Raw genomic sequence first — 20,006 nt, 5'->3', positions numbered from 1 at the left:
CTTTACCGCCCTAGATTTTCCCTGTACGGCTAAACACTTTAATTAGTTTGCCATAAATATAAAGCCCTGTCAATATCTATTTATTCAATAATCCCGGTCACGACGCCGGCGCCCACAGTGCGGCCGCCTTCACGGATGGCAAACCGTAAGCCTTCTTCAATGGCTATGGGCGTAATGAGCTCGATGCTCATGCGGATGTTGTCCCCGGGCATCACCATCTCTACCCCTTCCGGGAGTTTCACTACCCCGGTCACATCCGTCGTCCGGAAGTAGAACTGCGGCCGGTACCCGTTGAAGAAGGGTGTGTGCCGCCCTCCTTCTTCTTTCGTCAGTACGTATACTTCCGCGTTGAATTTGGTGTGCGGTTTGATGGACCCGGGCTTGGCCAGCACCATGCCCCGTTCTACTTCTTTGCGCTCTACTCCCCTCAAAAGCGTGCCGATGTTGTCCCCCGCTACCGCTTCGTCTAATATCTTCCTGAACATCTCTACACCCGTCACTACCGTCTTCCTTATCTGGTCCCTTAAGCCTATTATCTCTACTTCATCCCCTACCTTAACTTTGCCGCGCTCTACCCTGCCGGTGGTCACCGTGCCCCGGCCCGTAATCGTAAACACGTCTTCCACGGGCATCAGGAAGGGTTTGTCAACATCCCGTTCCGGCGTGGGAATGTAACTGTCTACCGCGTCCATCAGTTCCCATACTTTGCTGCACCATTCGCATTCCCGTTTGCCGCAGCCGCATTCCATGGCTTTCAGTGCACTGCCTTTGACGATCGGTATCTCGTCACCCGGAAATTCGTATTCGCTCAACAGTTCCCGTACTTCCATCTCTACCAGTTCTAACAGCTCGGGGTCGTCTACCTGGTCAACCTTGTTCATGAAAACGACAATGTACGGTACCCCTACCTGCCGCGCTAACAGTATATGTTCCCGCGTCTGCGGCATGGGGCCGTCTGCCGCCGATACTACTAATATGGCGCCGTCCATCTGTGCTGCACCTGTGATCATGTTCTTCACGTAGTCGGCGTGCCCCGGGCAGTCGACGTGGGCGTAGTGCCGCTTTTCCGTCTCGTACTCGACGTGGGCCGTCGCTATGGTGATGCCGCGTTCCCTCTCTTCCGGCGCTTTGTCGATCTGGTCGTAGGCCGTGGGTACCGCCCCCCCGGCTTTGGACAGGCAGAAGGTGATGGCTGCCGTCAGCGTCGTCTTGCCGTGGTCTACGTGTCCTATGGTCCCTACGTTCACGTGGGGTTTCTTGCGCTCAAATTTTTGTTTGGCCATGTGTCGTTTTGCCTCCTCCTAAAATAGCATTCCTATTCGTATCCCTTGCGCCGCGCCTCTTTCACGTAGCCGGGCGTGGCTATTCGCAAAAGATATTTCTACATTAGTTAGCCTTTTCCTGCTTGTACCCTGTATATTATTACCCCGATGCTGTAAAATAATTCCGGTAACAGGTTGCTTTTGCCAAAAACAAGGATATAATAGACTTGCATCTAAACTTCAATTATTGGGGAGAAGGCCTAATCCATGCCCGTCCTTTTCTTAATCTTTTTATCCGTCTTCCTGGGAGCCGGTGCTCAGGTATTATTTAAAGTCGGTGTCCTGCAGTTGGATAGCCTTAAGTTTAATATTCCAGGGATCACCAGCTTGCTTTTCAGCCCTTACATCATAGGAGGCCTGGCAGCCTTTGCCACCAGTTTCCTCCTCTGGCTGAAAATCCTGGCCTCAGTCCCTTTAAGTTATGCCTATCCTATGGTCAGCCTGGGTTATGTCTTTGTCTTCTTGCTCTCCTGGTTATACCTGGGGGAAAGCCTGCCGGTCTTACGTATCGTAGGATTGGCCTTGATTATCAGCGGCATCCTTCTTATTGCCTGGAGCTAATTTTTACTGTTTTTAGGATAAAATCCGTTACAGGGCTTTGCGGACCACTTTGACTGGAAAAATAGCAGGCAGGTGATACTTAAATGCGGGATTTTCGTTTGGCAGATATAAAGGCTAAAGTAAAACAACACCAAAGCGGCCTCCTGGACGCCCGCCTGTATGCTCAATCCGCCGTCCTTTTACCCCTGCTAAAAGAAAATGACGGTTCCCTCTCGCTCCTTTTTGAAATACGTTCCCGCAATTTAAAAACCCAGCCAGGAGAGATTTGTTTCCCCGGCGGGCGTCTTCAACCCGGCGACAGGGGTGAGAAAGATGCAGCCTTAAGGGAAACCTGTGAGGAACTAGGGCTGGTCGCGGATTCTATTGCAATCTGGGGCGGCCTGGACATCCTGGTTACTCCCTTCCAGCAGGTCATCCACCCCTTTGTCGGCCTCTTGCGAGAGCCCCAAAGCATCAACCCCAACCCCCTGGAGGTAGAGAAAGTCTTTACGGCACCGCTGGACCAGCTCCTGAGGCTTACCCCTGAGTATCACGAAATTACGCTACAGGTACAACCACCGGCAGATTTCCCCTTCCATAAGATTCCCTATGGCCGGCAATACCCCTGGCGCCGGGCCACCTGGCCTGAGCTGTTCTACGAGTTTGAAGGTTGGATTATCTGGGGGCTGACCGCTCGGATCCTGCACCATTTTCTTAGTATTATCAGATAACCCGGGAAATTTGAACTCAGGCTAGAAGTCGTGCTCTTGCTTGTTGGCGTAACCAGGGATTCGCTAGCGTATCGAAGGGTATCCGTATAACGAATACCCTGCCAGTTAGTATATGAGGAGGGAGCTAGTCGCCCCCTCCTACTCAATTGCTAGTTACCGAAGAACAGCAGGATGAGAACCAGGAACAGGATCAAGGCCCAGCTGCCGGAGAAACCTGGTCCGAAGAAGCCGCCCATGATTATTCCCCCTTTCTATAATACCTAACCAGGATTAGTTGCCAAAGAAGAGCAGGATAAGGATCAGAAACAGAATTAAGGCCCAGCTGCCAAATGGACCTGGTCCGAAGAAGCCGCCCATGGTTATTCCCCCTTTCTCCGGTAGTTATAGGCGGTTAATTACCGAAGAACAGCAGAATCAGTACCAGGAAGAGGATAAAAGCCCAGTTGCCAAAAACAAATCCGTCTGCCATCATGTGGTCCCCCCTTCCAATTTCTCCAAGTTTTACTTTAACTTATGCCATTGCCTGCCATAAGGTTACACTCCAGGAAAAACGCCCGGCAGCTTACCCGGGCTAAACAAAGATAAATAAAGCGATCAACAGGAACAGAAAAAGAAACACCAGACCGCCATCGGCCAAAATATCCCGTACCTGGGCTTCAGGCTGGATCTGGACTTCAGCCATGATGCCACCCCCTCTGAAAAAGATGCCGGCCCTTTAACCAATGCTTTTAGGTCCCTCTTGGTAGTTTATGTATTGCTTACGCCGGTGGTTACCCAATAAAAAATCCCCCCACGGGGGGGGATTGGACCGCTAATTTATGATTAAACATTAAAGCGAAAGTTGATAATATCGCCATCCTGGACGATATATTCCTTGCCCTCCAGGCGGGCCAGGCCATTTTCCTTCACTTTATTCATGTCCCCGAGCCTTGCCAGGTCACTAAAACTTACCACCTCCGCACGAATAAAACCCCGCTCAATATCGCTGTGAATCTTGCCAGCGGCGGCCCGCGCAGTTGTCCCTTCTTTGATGGTCCAGGCGCGGACCTCATCTTCCCCCGCCGTGAGGAAGGAGATTAACCCCAGGCGGCGGTAGATAGCCCGGGCCAGACGGTCAATGCCAGGTTCGGTAATACCCATTTCTTTAAGAAAAACTTCCCGATCGGCGGGTTCCAGGCGGGCTATTTCGGCTTCCAATGCCGCACAAAGGTTTAAAACCGGAATGCCCCTGGCGGCGGCATAAGCCTCAACCTCTTCCTGCCCCTCATAATGGCCTTCCCTGAGCTGTTCCTCGTCAATATTGACCACAATGATCATGGGCTTAGTGGTTAAAAACCCCATGTGGCGTAAAGCCTGCCATTCGTCGGGCGTAAGACCAGCTTCCAGTAAAGGCTTTTCCGCTTCCAGGGCTTCCTGGCAGCGGCGCAAGGCGCTTTGTTCGGCCAGCAGATCGCCCTTCACTTTCTTGCTGGCAGCAATGCGTTCCAGCCTGGTTTCCACCAGCTGCAGGTCCGCCAGCAGGAGTTCGGCATTGATCATCTCCAGGTCGCGCACCGGATTGAGGCTTCCCTCTACATGGAGCACGTCCTCCCGTTGAAAGGTCCGGACGACATGAATCAGGGCATCAACCTCCCGGACGGCAGCGAGGAAAGCCGCCCCGGTACCGCGGGTCAATCCCGGTACATCGATAATCTCCAGGGCGGCCGGGGTAACTTTACGCGGGTGGTAAAGGGAAGCTAGAAAATCCAGGCGGGGGTCGGGAATGGGCGCAGTCCTGATATTGGTTTTTGTCCGGCCAGCAAAGGCCGAGGTCTCCGCCTCAGCTTGGGTTAAAAGGTTGAATAACGTCGTTTTGCCTACCAGGGGCAGGCCAATAATGCCACAGGTAAGGGCCAATTCTCTTCACCTCGGCTACAGTATAACAACTCTGGTGACAAAAGGAAAGCCCGGGGCTTATTATTTTTCCTGGGCAATAAAAAAAGGAGCTCTACTGCTCCTCTTAAAAATTTTCTGGAGCCCATAACCGGGATTGAACCGGTGACCTCCGCCTTACCAAGGCGACGCTCTACCAACTGAGCTATATGGGCATGGTTGCGGGGGATGGATTTGAACCATCGACCTTCGGGTTATGAGCCCGACGAGCTACCAGCTGCTCCACCCCGCAACATTATTTATGGTGGAGGGGGCTGGATTTGAACCAGCGAAGGCTGCGCCAGCAGATTTACAGTCTGCCCCCTTTGGCCAACTCGGGAACCCCTCCATATTTCCTTTTCAGACGCAACAGTAATTATAACATCATGCTTTGTTGGCGTCAAGCCCTTTTTCCAGGCAATTATTGGTTGTTATCCCGCCGTTCCAGGTAACGTTCCAGCTTGCGCTTTACGCGCTGGAGGGCATTATCGATGGATTTAACATGGCGTTTCAGATCTACGGCAATCTCCTGGTAGGATTTCCCTTCCAGGTAGGACATTAAAACTTTCCACTCCAGGGAGCTTAAAATCTCGCCCATTTTTTCTTCGATATCAACGAATTCTTCCTGGCTGATGATTAGTTCTTCCGGGTCGGTAATCTTGGAACCAGAAATAATGTCCAGCAGGGTGCGATCGGAATCTTCGTCATAAATGGGCTTATTGAGGGAGACATAAGAGTTCAGGGGGATGTGCTTTTGCCGGGTAGCTGTTTTGATGGCCGTGATAATCTGCCGGGTAATGCACAGCTCGGCAAAGGCCCGGAAGGAGGACAACTTATCGCCGCGAAAATCGCGAATGGCCTTGTAAAGGCCTATCATCCCTTCCTGCACAATGTCCTCCCGGTCAGCGCCAATGAGGAAATAGGAACGCGCTTTCGCCCGGACAAAATTACGGTACTTATTAATCAAATATTCCTGAGCTACTTCATCACCTTCCTGGGCCAGGTAAACAATGTCTTCATCCCCAAGAACTTCATAGGGTTGCCACGGTTCCTGCTGTACATTGACGCTCATGCCAACGCCTCCACCCTGGATTTCCAAGACCATAGTAACAAAAGGAGGCCCTATATCTTGTCCAATAACATCAATAATTATACAAGAAACCTATCTCAACCGCAAGAGTTAACTACTGCCTACCGGCGCCGCCAGTTTTCCAGAACTTTAAGGGTTTCTCCCCGGAGGCGCCCGTCGATGGAGTTTCTCTGGATACCCTTCTGCCCCTCCCTGGCCATCTCCCGGCGGGCGTTTTCAATGTAAGCCTTTAATTCGGCTACCGGCAGACGGAGAGCCCCGCCTCCCAGGATCATACGCTGCTCAGCCGCATCGGAGGTAGCTACGTAAACCTGGCCCTGGGTATTAAGGTTCCTAACAAGTTTCTCGATGACGGCATCAGCCGTTTCTCCTTCCTGGCTATAAATTATCTCTACCCCGCCAATTTTTTCCTTTTTTTCGCCTGACCCGGAAACCCGATGGGCGTCAAAAACAACTATTACCTGCCCTCCCCAGTAGGCCTGGTAATTAATCAACTCTGCTATTAGTTTATCGCGGGCATGGGCAAAACTTGACTCTTCTTTGAGCCTAACTAATTCCGGCCAGCTATATAAAAAGTTATAGCCGTCAACAATGAGCACATCAGGCACAGGTTCACCCCGCTTCATACCTGGCAGCAATACCTCTGGCGCACTACCTCATACATTAAAACCGTAGCTGCGGCAGCCACATTTAAAGAATTAATTCTCCCGCGCATAGGCAGTCTCACGATAAAATCACAGTGGGATCTGACGAGGGAAGAAAGACCCCGGCCCTCGCTGCCCAAGACCAGGACCAGGGGTACAGTAAAATCGCTGGTAAAGGCATCCTTTGTACCATCGCCCTCGGCACCAATAACCCAGAGGCCTTCCTTCTTTAGTTTAACTATGGCCTGGGACAGGTTGGTTACCCTGGCTACAGGGAGATACTCCAGGGCCCCGGCAGCAGCCCGGGCCACGGCTGGTGTCAACCCTGCCGTACGCCGCCGGGGAATAATGATGCCATGGGCGCCGGCAGCTTCAGCGGAGCGTAAAATGGCCCCCAGGTTATGGGGATCTTCCACCTGATCCAGCATGATTAAAAAAGGGGGCTCGCCTTTTTCCCGCGCCAGGGATAAGAGATCCTCAAGCTCGACATAACTCCTGGCCGCCGCCAGGGCTACCACTCCCTGGTGCCGGGCACCTGCCACTCTATCCAGGACCGACCTGTCCACCCGCTGGACAGGGACGCCCTGGCTCCGGGCCAGGGCGAGTATCTCGCTAATAGCCCTGCCTTCAAGCCGGAAAGCCATTAAAATCTTATGCAAAGGCCGTCCGGCCCGCAGGGCTTCCCGGACCGGGTTGCGGCCGGCAAGAATATCGTCCATCAAATTTCCTCCCTGGCACGAACCACTGGTGCCCGCCCACAACTCCGGGACCCTTCGCGGCAAACGCCCTCCGTCTCGCAGGCCGGCCCAGCATAGCTAAAAATGAGGGGAGCCAATTTTCTCACCTGCTCCCTCATTTTTAAGGCCAGCTCCCGGATTTCCCACTGGGCCCGGTTACAGCAACGCAGGCGGAAAAAATTAAACAAACTGCGGGCGTTAAAGGTACAGACCAGCTTGGTTTCGCAGGCATTTGGTAACAGGTAGCGGGCATCTTCCCGGGGGACCAGCTCCTGTATTTCATGATATGCCTTTTGTAAGGCCCGCATACATTCTTGATAGCGAGCCAGAGCTTCCGGTACAGCGGCGATGCTGGGAGGGATAATGTAGGTAAAATCATCTTCGTTGACGTAGCGCTGGGATTTCTGGGAATAGGAAGCTATACGGTGCCTGACCAGCTGGTGGGAAAGGACGCGGCTGACCCCTTCTATGGCAAAGGTAAAGGTGATATGCTCCAGGGGGGATTCATGACCCAGGGATATAAGCAGGCGCAGCAGCCTTTCAACTTCGTCTTTGTCCATTGCGGCCATCAGCCTGCTTGCCCCACGGGGCGAGTAACAAAGGCGAGCGGCTGCTGCGACCAAACGCTCTGGATCCGGGGTATGGCTGATGAGTTCAACTTGCATTTTATTCCTCTCCCTGTTATACTTCCGCCAGTTCAAAAATGAGCCGGGTAAGCTCGTCCAGCCTCTGCCACTCGCCCTTCAGGTACAGGTAACCGAAGAGGCTTTCCAGGGCTGTACTGAAATGGTACTCCTCCGGGACGGCGCTGCGGGGCAGGTGCCCCGGCCGGGCATTTCGCCCCCGGCGCAGGATATCCTTTTCCACAGCCGTCAAATGGGCCTCCAGGGCCGGGACTAGCCTGGCCTGGCTGGCGGCCCGGACAAAACGCACGGCTTCCCGGTGCAATTGCTCCAGCCTGGCGGGGCCGCGGCGCACCAGGTGGGTGCGGACCAGCAGTTCGTATACGGCGTCACCGACATAGGCGAGAACCAGGGGCGAAAGGCCGGCAACAGGATCCACTGCCTCCACTCCTTAGCTTTTCTTCCAGCGGGGCCCGCGGGGGGTGTCCTCCAGGATTATTCCCAAGCCCTTAAGACGGTCGCGAATGGCGTCGGCCGTGGCCCAGTCTTTGCGCTGTCGTGCTTCCTGGCGGATACTTAAAATGATGTCCATGAGACCTTCCAGAAGGGCATCATCCACCTGCTGATGCGGCCGGCCAAAGAGACCCAGGACATTTTCGCCCAGATCCTCAAAAACTGTAGCTGCCTTGATAACAGCCCCGGTGTCCGGCCGGGCCGTCCCAGCAAAGTAACTATTGATCTCCCGGGCCAGGTCATAAAGGGCCGCCAGGGCCCGCGCCGTATTGAAGTCATCATCCAGGGCGGCCATAAATTCCTGGCGCAGTTCTTCAACCCGGCCGGCCAGGGCAGCACCCTCTTCGCTGCTGGCCGTTCCCCTACCGTCACCCGCCAGATAGCAGCGGGCCTCGTTTAAAAGACGGCGGGTGTTTTCCAGCCGTTCCAGGCCCTTCTCGGCAGCCAGGAGCCCGGCGTCGTCAAAGTCAATGGGGCTGCGGTAATGGGTTGAAAGTAAAAACAGGCGCACGGCCAGGGGCCGGAAACGGCTGGTGATGTCCCTCACAAGGAAAAAATTGCCTTTTGACTTGGACATCTTCTCCTGGTTGACGGTGATAAAGCCGTTGTGCAGCCAGAAACGAGCAAAGGGGCAGCCTGTTCCGGCTTCTGCCTGGGCAATCTCGTTCTCGTGATGGGGGAAAATGAGATCGGCGCCGCCGCCGTGGATATCGAACCCCGGCCCCAGGTATTTCAAGGCCATGGTGGAGCACTCAATATGCCAGCCGGGCCGGCCAGGCCCCCAGGGGCTATCCCAGGCCGGTTCGCCGGGGCAGGCTGCCTTCCAGAGGGCAAAATCCAGGGGGTTGCGCTTGGCGGTGTTGACTTCCACCCGGGCTCCGGCTCGCATTTCACCGGGGGTACGCCTGGACAGGCGACCATAGGCGGGGAACTTTTCTACTTCAAAGTAAACGTCGCCCCCGGCTTCATAGGCAAAACCGCGCCGTATAAGCTCCTCGATGGCGGCGATAATATCTCCTATATGCTGGCTGACCCGGGGATAAAGGGAGGCCCGCTTCACATTTAAGGCATCGGCGTCGCGGAAAAACTCCTCAATATAACGTTCAGCTAAACTTAATGCCGGTACTCCTTCTTCCCGGGCCCTGTTGATGACCTTGTCGTCGATGTCGGTGAAATTCTGGACATAAAAGACGTCATAATTCCGGTATTCCAGGTAACGCCGGAGGGCGTCAAAGACCACCAGGGGCCGGGCGTTACCCAGATGGATATAGTTATAAGTAGTTGGCCCGCAGACATACATCCGCACCCGGCCCGTCTCAGACGGAGTGAACTCTTCCTTTCGGCCCGTCAGCGTATTGTACAGGTAGATGCTCATCCTTGCTGGCCTCCAGTTCTTCGATCCTTTGTTCCAGACGCTGGATCTGGCGTTGCAGGCAGAGGAGCATTTCGGCAACCGGATCCGGCAGTTCGTCGTGGCGGAGGTCGATTTCGCTGACTTCGGCATCAGCAATTTTGCGACCGTTACGCACAACTACCTTGCCCGGTACGCCTACCACCGTGCAGTTGGCGGGTACATCACGTAAAACTACGGAACCAGCGCCTATTTTGACATTATCGCCAATAGTAATATTCCCCAGAACCTTGGCCCCGGCGCTGATGACGACGTTGTTGCCAATGGTAGGGTGGCGCTTCCCCTTTTCCTTGCCCGTACCCCCCAGGGTTACGCCCTGGTACAGGGTAACATTATTACCTATTTCCGTTGTCTCGCCGATAACCACTCCCATGCCGTGATCGATGAAAATGCCTTCCCCCAGTTTAGCCCCGGGATGGATTTCAATTCCGGTCAGGAAGCGGTTGATCTGGGAAATAAACCTTGCCAGCAGCTTCATTCCATGGCTGTAAAAGAAATGGGCGATGCGGTGGAGGAGCAGGGCATGAAAACCGGGATAACACAGGATGACCTCCAGGATGCTCCTGGCTGCCGGATCACGCTGGAAAATAACTTCAATATCCCTTCTTAGTTGCCGCCACAAAGCTAACAACCTCCTCCCTATAATATAAAAACCTTTCATCCCGTCAGGGACGAAAGGCCGCGGTTCCACCCTGCTTGGAGAATTGCTCTCCCTCTCAGCGGGCAATATAACGCCCAGGCCAATAACGGGGCCCGCCGGCAGAACCTACTTCACTTTCAGTCCTGCAGCTCCCAGGAGCACTTCAGCGCCCGGTATCCGGGTCCACTTCCAGCCAATGGTGGTCCCTCTCTGGTGACCCCTGGTGCGCCTACTCTCCCTGCTCATAGCCATTGGCACTATAAACTTTAAGTCAGAATCATTATAAACCAGAAACATTATAAACCCGGGCGTTCATCACTGTCAAGTAACAGGACGCTTGCCTGGGCGGCAATGCCCTCGCCCCGCCCGGTAAAACCCAGACCCTCGGTCGTTGTAGCTTTGATGCTGATCTGATCCTTTTGAACCTCCAGCGCCCGGGCTATTCGTTCCCGCATGCTGTCAATAAAAGGGGCAAGCTTGGGTTGCTCGGCAATGATAATGGTATCGGCATTGCCCAGGCGGTATCCCGCCTGCCTGACCATACGATAAACCTCTTGCAGTAAAACGAGGCTGTCGGCGTCTTTATAACGGGGATCGCCGGGGGGAAAATGCCTGCCGATATCCCCCAGGGCCGCCGCACCCAGCAGGGCATCGGCCAGGGCGTGAAGCAAAACATCGGCATCGGAATGGCCGGCCAGGCCGAGGGAATAGGGGATTTCGACCCCACCCAGGACCAGGCGCCGGTGAGGAACCAGCCGGTGGACATCAAAACCGCAGCCAATGCGCATTAACTATCACCTGCCATAAGGGCCCGGGCCAGGGCGAGGTCGCCCGGGGTGGTAATTTTTATATTTACTTCTTCTCCTGGAACTAATTTCACCGGGTAACCCGCCCTTTCCACCAGGGCCGCATCATCGGTAGCCTGCCAGCCGTTAATTTCGGCCTCCCGGTAGGCCGCTGCCAGCCAGTCCCGGCGGAAAACCTGGGGCGTCTGCGCCGCCCAGAGGCCCCGGCGTTCCAGAGTGGCAGTAACCATATCTTCGGTATTCCCCCTCTTAATGGTTTCCTTGATCGGCAGGGCCGCAATAGCCGCCCCGGTATCCCGGGCCGCGGCAATTACCCGCTCCAGCAGGACCGGACTCAAAAAAGGCCGTGCACCATCATGCACGGCCACCCATTCTGCTACCGGTGCTACGGCCTTAAGGCCGGCAGCAATGGAATCCTGCCTTTCCTTGCCTCCGGCGACTATTTGCCTTACCTTCCGGTAAGGACCTGCAGTAACCACCTGATGGCACATTGGGATATCTTCCGGCCGGGTAACGACGATGACTTCATCTACCATGGGAGAGGCCTCGGCTACCGCCAGGGTGTGAGCCAGGATAGGTTTGTCTCCCAGAGGCAAAAAAACCTTATTACTGCCGGCCCCCAGCCGCCGGCCCTGGCCGGCGGCGGCCACAATCAGGCTCAAGAAAGGCACTGGTATTCACCCCGCTCCAGGGCCTGGTGGTTGGAACTTATTTTACGTTCTGGCCCTTTGGGCCGGGCAAAGATCATCCGTCCGGCTGCTGTTTGCAGGACGCTTGTTACCAGGACGGCAATGGTCTGGCCAATGTAACGGCGCCCATTTTCGACCACAATCATGGTGCCGTCGTCCAGGTAGGCTACACCCTGGCCAATCTCTTTGCCATCCTTGATGACCTGGACAGTCATTTCTTCCCCCGGAAGGACAACGGGTTTGACGGCATTGGCCAGCTCATTGATGTTCAATACCCGCACGCCCTGGAGTTCAGCCACCTTATTCAAATTGAAGTCATTGGTCAGGATTGGAGCAGCCAGTTTCTGAGCCAGACGGACTAGTTTGCTATCCACCTCCGTCAGGTCTTCAAAATCCACTTCCAGGACCTTGACGTTCACACCCATTTCCTTGCGAATTTTATTGAGGATATCGAGGCCCCGCCGGCCGCGGTTACGTTTTAACAGGTCAGAGGAATCAGCTATGTGCCGCAATTCTTCCAGGACAAAGGAGGGTATCACCATGGTACCTTCAATAAAACCGCTTTTAATTATATCGGCGATACGGCCGTCGATGATAACGCTGGTATCCAGGATTTTGGCTCCCGGTTTCCCGCTATCAATCTTGCCTTTTTCCCGGTCCTTGCCACCCAGGCGGGGAATGAGGTTAAACACCCCCCAGACTTCATCCTTGCGCTTGGTACCCAGGCTCCAGCCCAGATAACCAAAGAAAAGGCTGCCGGCCATAGGAATGTAGGGTCCAACGAGGGGCAGGTGAAAAAAAGAGGCCCCCAATAAATTAGCAATTATAAGTCCAAAAATAAGTCCCAAGGATCCGCTGATTATTTCCTGGGCCGGTATCCGCTGCAACCTTCCTTCCAACCAGCGCGTCGATTGGGTGACAAAATTAATCAGGCGCTGCGCCAGGCTATAGCCAGTTAAAGCTGCAATCAAGGTCACCAGGGCCAGTAGGGTCAAGCGCAGGCCCGGTAGAGGTCTGGCCCCCCAGCTCTGCTGCCAGATGGCCAGCCCCGATTGGGCTGCATAAAAGCCCGCCGCTGCCGCCACCAGGGCTATGGCAGCTCGTAATATCCGGTATAACATGCTTTCACCTTCTTTACTCTCTTTCTTTTCAATTTTTCCTCACCCCGCCCCATCTTATACCATGGGAACCATCAGGCTAAAAGTTTTTCCAGCATGGCCTCTACCTGCTTTTTTTCATAGTTACGGGCTAGGATCAGCTCGCTAATTAAAATCTGACGGGCATTTTCCAACATTTTGCGTTCACCGGTAGACAGCCCCTTATCGTGCTCCCGCCTGGCCAGAATGCTCACTACTTCCGCTACTTGGCAAATGTTTCCGCTGCGCAATTTCTCCAGGTTGGCCCGGTAGCGGTGATTCCAATTGTTGCCGGTATTGCCGCTGGCTTTCTTCTCTTTGAGAATCTTGATTACTTCCTGGACACCCTCTTCGTCCACCACTTCCCTTAAACCTGCAGCCTTTTCACTTTCCAAGGGTAACATCACCTTCACGTCTCCCAGGGGAAAGCGCATAATATAGTACTTCTTCTTTTGCCCCAGCACCTCCCGTTCCTCAATGGCCTCAATAATTCCCGCCCCGTGCATAGGATAAACTACTTTATCGCCAACTTGAAACATCCTTTGCTCCCCTCCATTCCGGCAAAGCCGTGCTTATTAAAATTATAACATGATTTAAGCAGTCAAACCGAGTTCCAGGGCCTCAACCACTGACCGTACAGCATAGATTTCGCAATCATTCTGGTTTATAAGACGGCTCTTATTCCCCGTCGGGATAAGAAAACGCCTGAAACCCAGCCTGACTGCTTCTTCTATACGCCTTTCAACCTGGCTTACGGCCCGGACTTCCCCTGCCAGGCCGACCTCGCCTAAAACTAAAGTTTCAGCCTCTACCGGTCGGTCTTTAAGGCCGGAGGCTATGGCCAGGCAAATCCCCAGATCAGCTGCCGGTTCATTGATGGCAATGCCGCCGGCGACGTTCAGGTAAATATCATAACCGCCCAGGTGTAATCCCGCCCTTTTTTCCAGTACTGCCGTAAGCAACAGGGCGCGGTTAAAATCGACCCCTGTAGCCAGCCGCCGCGGGTTGCCAAAGGTGGTCGGGCTTACCAGGGCCTGGATCTCCAGGAGTAAGGGACGGGTCCCTTCCAGGCAGGCTACCACACTGGAGCCGGCAACACCGGCCGGGCGTTCGGCCAGGAGCAACTCCGATGGGTTGGCTACTTCCTTAAGCCCCCCGCTAACCATCTCAAAAATCCCGATTTCATTGGTGGAACCAAAACGATTTTTGGCAGCACGCAGGATCCGGTAAGCCTGGTAACGCTCCCCTTCCAGGTAGAGTACGGTGTCCACCAGATGTTCCAGAACCCGGGGACCGGCCAGGAACCCTTCTTTGGTGACGTGGCCGACCAGGATTACGGCCGGACCGCCATCTTTGGCCAGGCGCAAGAAACGCGCCGCACATTCCCGCACCTGGGATACGCTCCCCGGCGCCGCCTGGATAGTCGGCAGGAACATGGTTTGAATGGAGTCTACAATAACCGCCACCGGTCTTAAGCTTTCTATCCCGGCCAGGATGGCTTCTACATCCGTCTCGCCCAGGAAATAAATCTCGCCATTAAGGGCCTCCAGGCGCTGTGCCCTGAGCCTGACCTGCCCGGGAGATTCTTCGCCGGAGACATAAAGGATCTTGCCATACCTGGCGGCAAGCCTATGGGCCACCTGAAGGAGTAATGTCGACTTGCCAATGCCCGGCGCCCCGCCGACCAGGATTAGAGAACCCGGCACCAGGCCACCCCCCAGCACCCGGTCCCACTCGCTTAATGTACTTATCAGGCGCTCACCGGTAATATCGGAAATCCTTGCCAGCAAGGCCGGGGATGCCTTCAATCCTGCCGGGCGGCTTATTCCTTCCGAGGGCGAAACCTCTGCCACCAGGCTGTTCCAGCTGCCGCAACCAGGGCAGCGGCCCAAAAAACTTAAGCTTTCATACCCGCATTGCTGGCAGACAAAGCGCTCTTTTGTTTTCGCCAGGAAGATCACCTCCCCCAGGCATTATACACCAACCGCCCGGGATTGGGAAGTCCTACCAACCGAGGTCTTTTCTTCCTGGATTGACTGGGGGCGGCGGCGATGCCATCCCAGGTACTCTTTAACCCGGTTGGCAGTCAAATTCAACACCTGATCTTCGTCAATACCGGCGCTGCGTGCTACCTGCCAGGCCCGGGCAAAATTACCAACTGCCGTGAAAACATGGGCGTCGCTATTTAATGCGACCCAGACTTTATATTTCTGGGCCAGCCTGGCCAGGAGCTGGCAGCGGGGCAGGCTGCCAGGCCGGCTGACGCTAAAGGAATTGTTATTGATCTCCAGGGCTTTATGCTCGGCAGCAGCTGCCTGCACCAGCTTTTCTATATTTAGGGGAAATTCGGGATTGCCGGGGTGGACGATAATATGTACCCGCGGATTCCTTACGGCCGCCAGGGCGGCGCGGGTATATTCTTCCTCGGATCGGTTATCAAAACCTGTACCCGTGTGGAAACCCGCCAAGACAATGTCTAACTGGTCAAGCAGGCGATCTGGCACATCCAGGTGTCCCTCTGCATCCAAAATATTGGCTTCCACACCCCGTAGAATTTCTACATTGCCAATCTTGCGGGGCAGGGCTACCAGATTTTCAAAGTGATATTCATGGGGACCGCCAGGCATTTTAAGGCCATGATCGGTAATGGCAATCATCTTCAGTCCCCGTTTTTCAGCAGCTTCAGCCAGTTCTTTAACAGTACTGTAACCGTGACCGCTGGCGATGGTGTGGGTGTGGAGATCCGCTTCCAGATGCACTTGCCTCACTCCTTTTTATTTTTAACTCCTTTTAGCTTACCAAAAAATTATTAAAGGCACATTAGAATTGCTTTATCTTCCGTTTCATTCCATATATTAGCAAAAAAATCGGGGTTTAAGAATACATACTAGCTGCCAGCTGGGGTATAATACTATCAGCGGGGTCGGCCAGGGCCGAGCCAAGAAAATTATCGGGTCCCAATGACGGGCTCGGTTATTTTCGGCCAAAGGTTGCCAGCAGGTCAAAAGGCTTGCTGGCCGGCCGGCGGGCAGATCAGCAGCTGTTCATCACGGCTTGCCGTTAGTCCGAAGGATTAATGGCAGGTCGGTAAGGATGGTTGCTGGTCGAGCTAAGATGACCATAGTTGCCGCAAGGCTTTTCCTCACCAAAAAGCCGGAGGTTCCTAAAGGTCGAGAGATCTTTATGGGCTTCGCAGGTAGCTATGGTCGTCGAGCAAAGGTTATTGTAGTTGCCGTAATGGTCTGTGGCAGCCGGAAGGTTGTCGCCGGCTATGCAGGTAGCTGCAGTAGCCGGAGTTAAGGTTCTGGCCGGCTCTTTAAAATGAAGGCCCTCCCTAATGGAGTGGCCTTCATTTTTTACCTAAAAAAGTGGCCCAGAAAACCTGGGCTTACAAGAATGTATATATTAAAGGAGGTCAGAGGACACTTAATTTGGAAGTAATCGAGTATCAAGTTTAATGATATTATAACTCATTCCTGTTAAGAATCAATAATGGCCTTGTTAAGTTTAGATTAATTCTGGCCTTTTTTACTCTTCGTCTCTATCTCCCCTTCCGTTACTACCGGTAAGGTAAAAAAGAAACGACTGCCCTGCCCCGGCTGGCTGGCGACGCCAACATTACCACCGTAGGCTTCAATAATATGCTTGACAATGGCCAGGCCCAGGCCGGTTCCACCCATTTCCCTGGAGCGAGCCTTGTCAACCCGGTAAAAACGTTCGAAAACCCGGGGCAGGCTTTCTGCTGGTATGCCAATACCGGTATCTTCTACTTCCACCCGGAGGCCCTTATCCTCCAGCCTGGCCCGTACCGTTACCCTGCCACCGGCAGGGGTATACTTAATGCCATTGTCAATTAAATTTAGCAAAACCTGGCTTAGATAATTCTCGCCAATGGCCAGGAGCGGCAGGCCTTCCGGTATTTCTACTTCCAGGCTAACACCCTTTTCCCGGGCCAGGGGATTGACAGTGGCCAAAACCCCATCCAGGACAGACATGAGCTGGGCCCGGCCGGCGCGAATCCCCCTAGGATTATTTTCCAGCTTCGAAAGAGCAAGGAGATCTTCAATTAACTGCTGCAGGCGCTGAGCCTCCTTATTGATAATACCTAGAAAACGGCGACTCACCTGTGGGTCTTCCAGGGCACCTTCCAGCAGAGTCTCTACAAAACCCCGGATAGACGTCAAAGGCGTGCGCAGTTCGTGGGAAACATTGGCCACAAATTCCGTTCGCATTTGTTCCAGGCGGCGGATGTTTGTTATATCCCGGATGGTCAGGGCCACCCCTACAACCCGCTTTTGAGCACTGATAATGGGTGCCCCATAAATTTTAAAAATCTGGTTGGTTGTAGGAAAAAGGCGGGTTTCTATTTCCAGGGGCATGCCGCTGGCCAGGATTTCTTTGACCAGTTTATCGATCTCATAATTCCGGATTACTTCTAATAAATATTTGTGCTCGACTTCTCCTCCTTTTTTACCAAACATGGCCTCCGCCGCCGGATTTAAGAGCATTACCCTGCCAACCTGGTCTACAGTTAGCAGGGCATCGCTCATACTGGCAAGAATTGCCTGCATTTTATTTCTTTCTTCAACCATTTCCCGAAAATTATTTCTTAATGTTTCCACCATGACATTGAGGTGGTGGCTCAACAATCCTATTTCATCATTACTTTGAATTTCAATACGCTGCTCCAGGTCGCCGCTGGCAATTTTTTGCGTCAGGGGTAGCAAAGCCCTCAGGGGCATGATAATACCTCGGGACAGAATAAAGGTCCCAACAGTCATTACTACCATGACCGCCATCATAGCCAGCAAGAGTTGCCCTTCCAGTCTGGCCACCAGGATACCGGCTCGAAAGGGCGGCAGCCATGGCAGGCCCAGGGCGTTAAGGATGGCCTGACGCAGGAAAAGATAAGCAGCCGTCAGGGTCAAAAAGAGCAGGACTAAAAAATTTAAGGCGATCTTCCAGCTTAAAGAACGCATGGCCATCACCACCATCATCAGTTATGTAAGCAAACATGGGGCTACGGCCACAACTGCCGGGTCAAACTGGCTGCCACTACCCCGGTTTAAAATAGCCAGTGCTTCTTCAGGAGTCCGGGTTGGCTGGTAGGGTCTTAAGGAAGTCATAGCATCAAAGGCATCGGCCAGGGCTATGATGCGGGCCCCCAGGGGAATTTCCCCATCATGCAGGCCATATGGATAACCCTTGCCATCATAACGTTCGTGATGCAGTCCGGCGTCATGGGCTATATCTTTCAAACTTGTAACACTGGTCAATAAATCTATCGTCCGTACCGGATGCTGGCGTACTATCTTTAATTCCCTGGCATCGAGTCGCCCCGGTTTATCTAAAATAGCCCGGGGAACGGCAATTTTGCCAAAATCATGGAGGAGCCCGGCAATTTCCAGACGCTGGATTGCCTCTTCACTAAAGCCCAGGCAGCGGGCCAGCCGCATGGCGTAGCTGGCCACCCGCCGGGAATGACCGGCCGTATAAGCATGTTTGGCGTCGATTATCTGGGCAAAAAGGTTGATAGTAATTTTCATCGGTTCATCAACATGAAAGTTTACGGGCGGCAGGTCTAAAATTATCCGGAACATCTTTAACTCTAGAGAAGTATTGGTAGCCACTTCCGTAAATAGCGAACCCGCCATTAAGCTATCGAGCACTGCTAACAATTCCGGGGGAAAGGCCCTCCGGGCCTTTCGAGCCAGAGCCTTCCTTACGGTTGGCCAGTCGCCACCCGGGTAAGCGCGCAAGGTTAGATCAAATTCATCGGCCAGCCCCAGCAGCAGGGCACCGGGAACGATGGCCTCACCCTTCAGGCCCCGGGGATAGCCGGATCCGTCCCAGCGCTCATGGTGGTCCCGGATTATGGCGGCCACTTCCTCGCCCAGGCCGGGAATAGCCGCTACCATGGCCGCCCCTCTAGCAGGGTGAGCCCTGATTTCCGGGTTTTGCCGGGCCCCAGCCTTAAGAACAAGGTGGACCAGGTGGTCGTCCAGACCCATACCACCGATGTCGTGGAGCAGGCCGGCATAAAAAACCGGCGTTGCCTGGCCGGGCAAAACTTTTTGTGCCAGCTCCCTGGCCACGAGGGCTACCCGCCAGGCATGGTACAGTTTGGTTTCTTCTTCGACATCCAGAATGGTCGATAGGGCCACCACCAGCTCACAGAAAGAACGATCCGTCGGGCACCCCACCGCGCCTCTCCCCCCTTTATAAAAAAATCGCTCTTTATGGGTTATAAAGAGCGATTTACCCGAAAATCTACTTTAGCCTTCCTTAGCCTCTTTGTTTACTACCTTATTCAGGTCGGCAACAAGGTTATCAACATCAATACCGTGGGCCATGGCTCCTTGCTCGATATTTTCAAAACGTGCCGCCGCGCAGCCCAGGCAACCCATCCCATGCTCCATAAAAACCGGCACAGTCTGCGGGTACTTGCTGACTACTTCTGTAATGCTCATTTCCTTGGTAATGGTGGCCACAGGATTCACCTCCTAAAAAAGGTCTGACACCCATCATGTTTATCATTATAATCGGTTAAAGGGGCTTTGTAAAGAAAATAGCACAAAAGCCAGCGGAATACCATCTTTTTCTCTATATTAAACCCTTTTCCTTCCAACAGGTTATAGCAAAAAAGAATAAAGGTCCGGCCTCAGCACATTATAGAGGAATTAATCCTTTACCTGCTTCAGTTTTTCTTCTACCGATTTAACTTTTCCTTCCATAGTCAATTCCTTATCGCGCCGGTCGTCAATGCGGATAATGGTCATAGAACGCCGGGCGCCCTTTTCGAAAGGTACCTCATGCAGCCGCGCCAGCAGGGGAAATAATACTTCTAGTTCTCCTTCGACAATAGTGCCCATAGGTGTTAATTGGTACTTGATTCCCGGTGTTTCCTGCAGGACCCTGTGGGCATCGGCCACATACTGGCTGATGCTGGTGCTGCCTGTTCCCACGGGGGCTATGACTACTTCCAGAACAGCCACAGTTTGAACCTCCTTCCCTGTTTTTAAGCAAAACCCGGCCCGCGACATAAATGGCGCGAATAGTACCACCCTAGTTAAATCTCCACTTCTGGCGGGAGTGTGTGGGAATCGAACCCACCGCGCCCGGGCCTCACCCGCGCGCCGGCTGGATTTGAAGTCCAGGCAGGCCACCAGGCCCGATCCACTCCCACGCTATTATACGACCGCCGGCTGGCTAA

At 53.7% G+C, this 20,006-nt stretch carries 22 protein-coding genes, 4 tRNA genes and 1 other annotated feature; of the genes, 3 read left to right on the top strand and 23 right to left on the bottom strand.

Going from position 1 to position 20,006, the window contains the following annotated elements; translation table 11 throughout:
- Positions 1 to 80: 80 nt before the first annotated feature.
- On the bottom strand, positions 81 to 1,283 hold the full coding sequence (gene tuf / locus FLZ89_RS06805; RefSeq protein ID WP_141263504.1) for an elongation factor Tu: 1,203 nt from the start codon (positions 1,281 to 1,283) through the stop codon (positions 81 to 83).
- A gap of 246 nt (positions 1,284 to 1,529) precedes the next feature.
- Between tuf and FLZ89_RS06800 the strand changes: the two genes are divergently transcribed.
- Positions 1,530 to 1,883, top strand: a complete 354-nt coding sequence (locus FLZ89_RS06800; RefSeq protein ID WP_141263530.1) for an SMR family transporter — start codon at positions 1,530 to 1,532, stop codon at positions 1,881 to 1,883.
- A 98-nt stretch (positions 1,884 to 1,981) separates the two neighbouring features.
- Positions 1,982 to 2,593 carry an NUDIX hydrolase gene (locus FLZ89_RS06795; RefSeq protein ID WP_172613484.1) on the top strand — a complete coding sequence of 204 codons (612 nt, stop codon included), beginning with the start codon at positions 1,982 to 1,984 and terminating at the stop codon, positions 2,591 to 2,593.
- Between the two features lie 822 nt (positions 2,594 to 3,415).
- Here the strand turns inward: FLZ89_RS06795 and ychF are convergent.
- From ychF to FLZ89_RS06710, 17 genes are all read right to left on the bottom strand, one after another.
- Positions 3,416 to 4,489 (bottom strand): redox-regulated ATPase YchF, encoded by a 1,074-nt coding sequence (gene ychF, locus FLZ89_RS06790; protein ID WP_141304673.1) that lies wholly within the window; start codon positions 4,487 to 4,489, stop codon positions 3,416 to 3,418.
- Between the two features lie 115 nt (positions 4,490 to 4,604).
- Positions 4,605 to 4,680, bottom strand: a tRNA-Thr gene (locus FLZ89_RS06785).
- A 1-nt stretch (position 4,681) separates the two neighbouring features.
- A tRNA-Met gene (locus FLZ89_RS06780) sits at positions 4,682 to 4,757 on the bottom strand.
- Between the two features lie 10 nt (positions 4,758 to 4,767).
- Positions 4,768 to 4,853, bottom strand: a tRNA-Tyr gene (locus FLZ89_RS06775).
- A 72-nt stretch (positions 4,854 to 4,925) separates the two neighbouring features.
- Positions 4,926 to 5,576: an RNA polymerase sporulation sigma factor SigH gene (gene sigH / locus FLZ89_RS06770; protein WP_062280853.1), complete on the bottom strand. Its 651-nt coding sequence runs from the start codon at positions 5,574 to 5,576 to the stop codon at positions 4,926 to 4,928.
- A 119-nt stretch (positions 5,577 to 5,695) separates the two neighbouring features.
- Positions 5,696 to 6,202, bottom strand: a complete 507-nt coding sequence (locus FLZ89_RS06765) for an NYN domain-containing protein (protein ID WP_172613483.1) — start codon at positions 6,200 to 6,202, stop codon at positions 5,696 to 5,698.
- A gap of 14 nt (positions 6,203 to 6,216) precedes the next feature.
- Positions 6,217 to 6,957, bottom strand: a complete 741-nt coding sequence (gene rlmB, locus FLZ89_RS06760) for a 23S rRNA (guanosine(2251)-2'-O)-methyltransferase RlmB (RefSeq protein WP_141304672.1) — start codon at positions 6,955 to 6,957, stop codon at positions 6,217 to 6,219.
- Entirely contained in the window at positions 6,957 to 7,640 is a 684-nt protein-coding gene (gene thyX, locus FLZ89_RS06755; protein ID WP_141304671.1) for an FAD-dependent thymidylate synthase, read from the bottom strand. The genes rlmB and thyX overlap by 1 nt, the downstream gene beginning before the upstream one ends.
- Positions 7,641 to 7,656: 16 nt before the next feature.
- Positions 7,657 to 8,037, bottom strand: coding sequence for a Mini-ribonuclease 3 (locus FLZ89_RS06750; RefSeq protein ID WP_141263542.1), 381 nt, complete (start codon positions 8,035 to 8,037; stop codon positions 7,657 to 7,659).
- Between the two features lie 12 nt (positions 8,038 to 8,049).
- Positions 8,050 to 9,480: a cysteine--tRNA ligase gene (gene cysS / locus FLZ89_RS06745; protein WP_141264081.1), complete on the bottom strand. Its 1,431-nt coding sequence runs from the start codon at positions 9,478 to 9,480 to the stop codon at positions 8,050 to 8,052.
- Positions 9,428 to 10,144, bottom strand: coding sequence for a serine O-acetyltransferase (gene cysE, locus FLZ89_RS06740; RefSeq protein ID WP_216363856.1), 717 nt, complete (start codon positions 10,142 to 10,144; stop codon positions 9,428 to 9,430). Before cysE ends, cysS begins: the two co-directional genes overlap by 53 nt.
- 42 nt (positions 10,145 to 10,186) lie before the next feature.
- Positions 10,187 to 10,417 (bottom strand) — a binding site (T-box leader).
- Between the two features lie 41 nt (positions 10,418 to 10,458).
- Positions 10,459 to 10,950 (bottom strand): 2-C-methyl-D-erythritol 2,4-cyclodiphosphate synthase, encoded by a 492-nt coding sequence (ispF, locus tag FLZ89_RS06735; protein WP_141263545.1) that lies wholly within the window; start codon positions 10,948 to 10,950, stop codon positions 10,459 to 10,461.
- Positions 10,950 to 11,630, bottom strand: a complete 681-nt coding sequence (ispD, locus tag FLZ89_RS06730) for a 2-C-methyl-D-erythritol 4-phosphate cytidylyltransferase (RefSeq protein WP_172613481.1) — start codon at positions 11,628 to 11,630, stop codon at positions 10,950 to 10,952. The genes ispF and ispD overlap by 1 nt, the downstream gene beginning before the upstream one ends.
- Complete coding sequence (locus tag FLZ89_RS06725) at positions 11,627 to 12,778, bottom strand: PIN/TRAM domain-containing protein (protein ID WP_141263547.1); 1,152 nt, start codon at positions 12,776 to 12,778, stop codon at positions 11,627 to 11,629. Before FLZ89_RS06725 ends, ispD begins: the two co-directional genes overlap by 4 nt.
- 71 nt (positions 12,779 to 12,849) lie before the next feature.
- The gene (locus FLZ89_RS06720; RefSeq protein ID WP_141263548.1) at positions 12,850 to 13,332 is read right to left on the bottom strand and encodes a CarD family transcriptional regulator; all 483 of its coding nucleotides are present in this window, start codon (positions 13,330 to 13,332) and stop codon (positions 12,850 to 12,852) included.
- 54 nt (positions 13,333 to 13,386) lie between these two features.
- Complete coding sequence (radA, locus tag FLZ89_RS06715) at positions 13,387 to 14,745, bottom strand: DNA repair protein RadA (protein WP_141305302.1); 1,359 nt, start codon at positions 14,743 to 14,745, stop codon at positions 13,387 to 13,389.
- 21 nt (positions 14,746 to 14,766) lie between these two features.
- On the bottom strand, positions 14,767 to 15,552 hold the full coding sequence (locus FLZ89_RS06710; protein ID WP_141263549.1) for a phosphatase: 786 nt from the start codon (positions 15,550 to 15,552) through the stop codon (positions 14,767 to 14,769).
- 295 nt (positions 15,553 to 15,847) lie between these two features.
- Between FLZ89_RS06710 and FLZ89_RS06705 the strand changes: the two genes are divergently transcribed.
- Positions 15,848 to 16,093, top strand: coding sequence for a hypothetical protein (locus FLZ89_RS06705; RefSeq protein WP_141304670.1), 246 nt, complete (start codon positions 15,848 to 15,850; stop codon positions 16,091 to 16,093).
- A gap of 212 nt (positions 16,094 to 16,305) precedes the next feature.
- On the opposite strand, the gene pnpS is transcribed toward FLZ89_RS06705, so the two are convergent.
- The 5 genes from pnpS to FLZ89_RS15665 all read right to left on the bottom strand — a co-directional run bounded on the left by pnpS (position 16,306) and on the right by FLZ89_RS15665 (position 19,977).
- Complete coding sequence (gene pnpS / locus FLZ89_RS06700) at positions 16,306 to 17,790, bottom strand: two-component system histidine kinase PnpS (RefSeq protein WP_172613480.1); 1,485 nt, start codon at positions 17,788 to 17,790, stop codon at positions 16,306 to 16,308.
- A 3-nt stretch (positions 17,791 to 17,793) separates the two neighbouring features.
- A complete protein-coding gene (locus FLZ89_RS06695) occupies positions 17,794 to 18,996 on the bottom strand; it encodes an HD-GYP domain-containing protein (protein WP_141304669.1) in 1,203 nt (400 codons plus the stop codon).
- Between the two features lie 72 nt (positions 18,997 to 19,068).
- The gene (locus FLZ89_RS06690) at positions 19,069 to 19,263 is read right to left on the bottom strand and encodes a DUF1858 domain-containing protein (protein ID WP_172613693.1); all 195 of its coding nucleotides are present in this window, start codon (positions 19,261 to 19,263) and stop codon (positions 19,069 to 19,071) included.
- Positions 19,264 to 19,473: 210 nt separating this feature from the next.
- On the bottom strand, positions 19,474 to 19,788 hold the full coding sequence (locus FLZ89_RS06685) for an MTH1187 family thiamine-binding protein (RefSeq protein WP_141263554.1): 315 nt from the start codon (positions 19,786 to 19,788) through the stop codon (positions 19,474 to 19,476).
- Between the two features lie 89 nt (positions 19,789 to 19,877).
- Positions 19,878 to 19,977 (bottom strand) — tRNA-Sec (locus FLZ89_RS15665).
- Between the last annotated feature and the right edge of the window lie 29 nt (positions 19,978 to 20,006).

It is taken from the genome of Moorella sp. E306M (assembly GCF_006538385.1).
Taxonomy (GTDB): domain Bacteria; phylum Bacillota; class DSM-521; order Neomoorellales; family Neomoorellaceae; genus Neomoorella.
The sequence above is the reverse complement of the archived record's forward strand: the minus strand, read 5'-3'. Positions and strand labels throughout refer to the sequence as shown.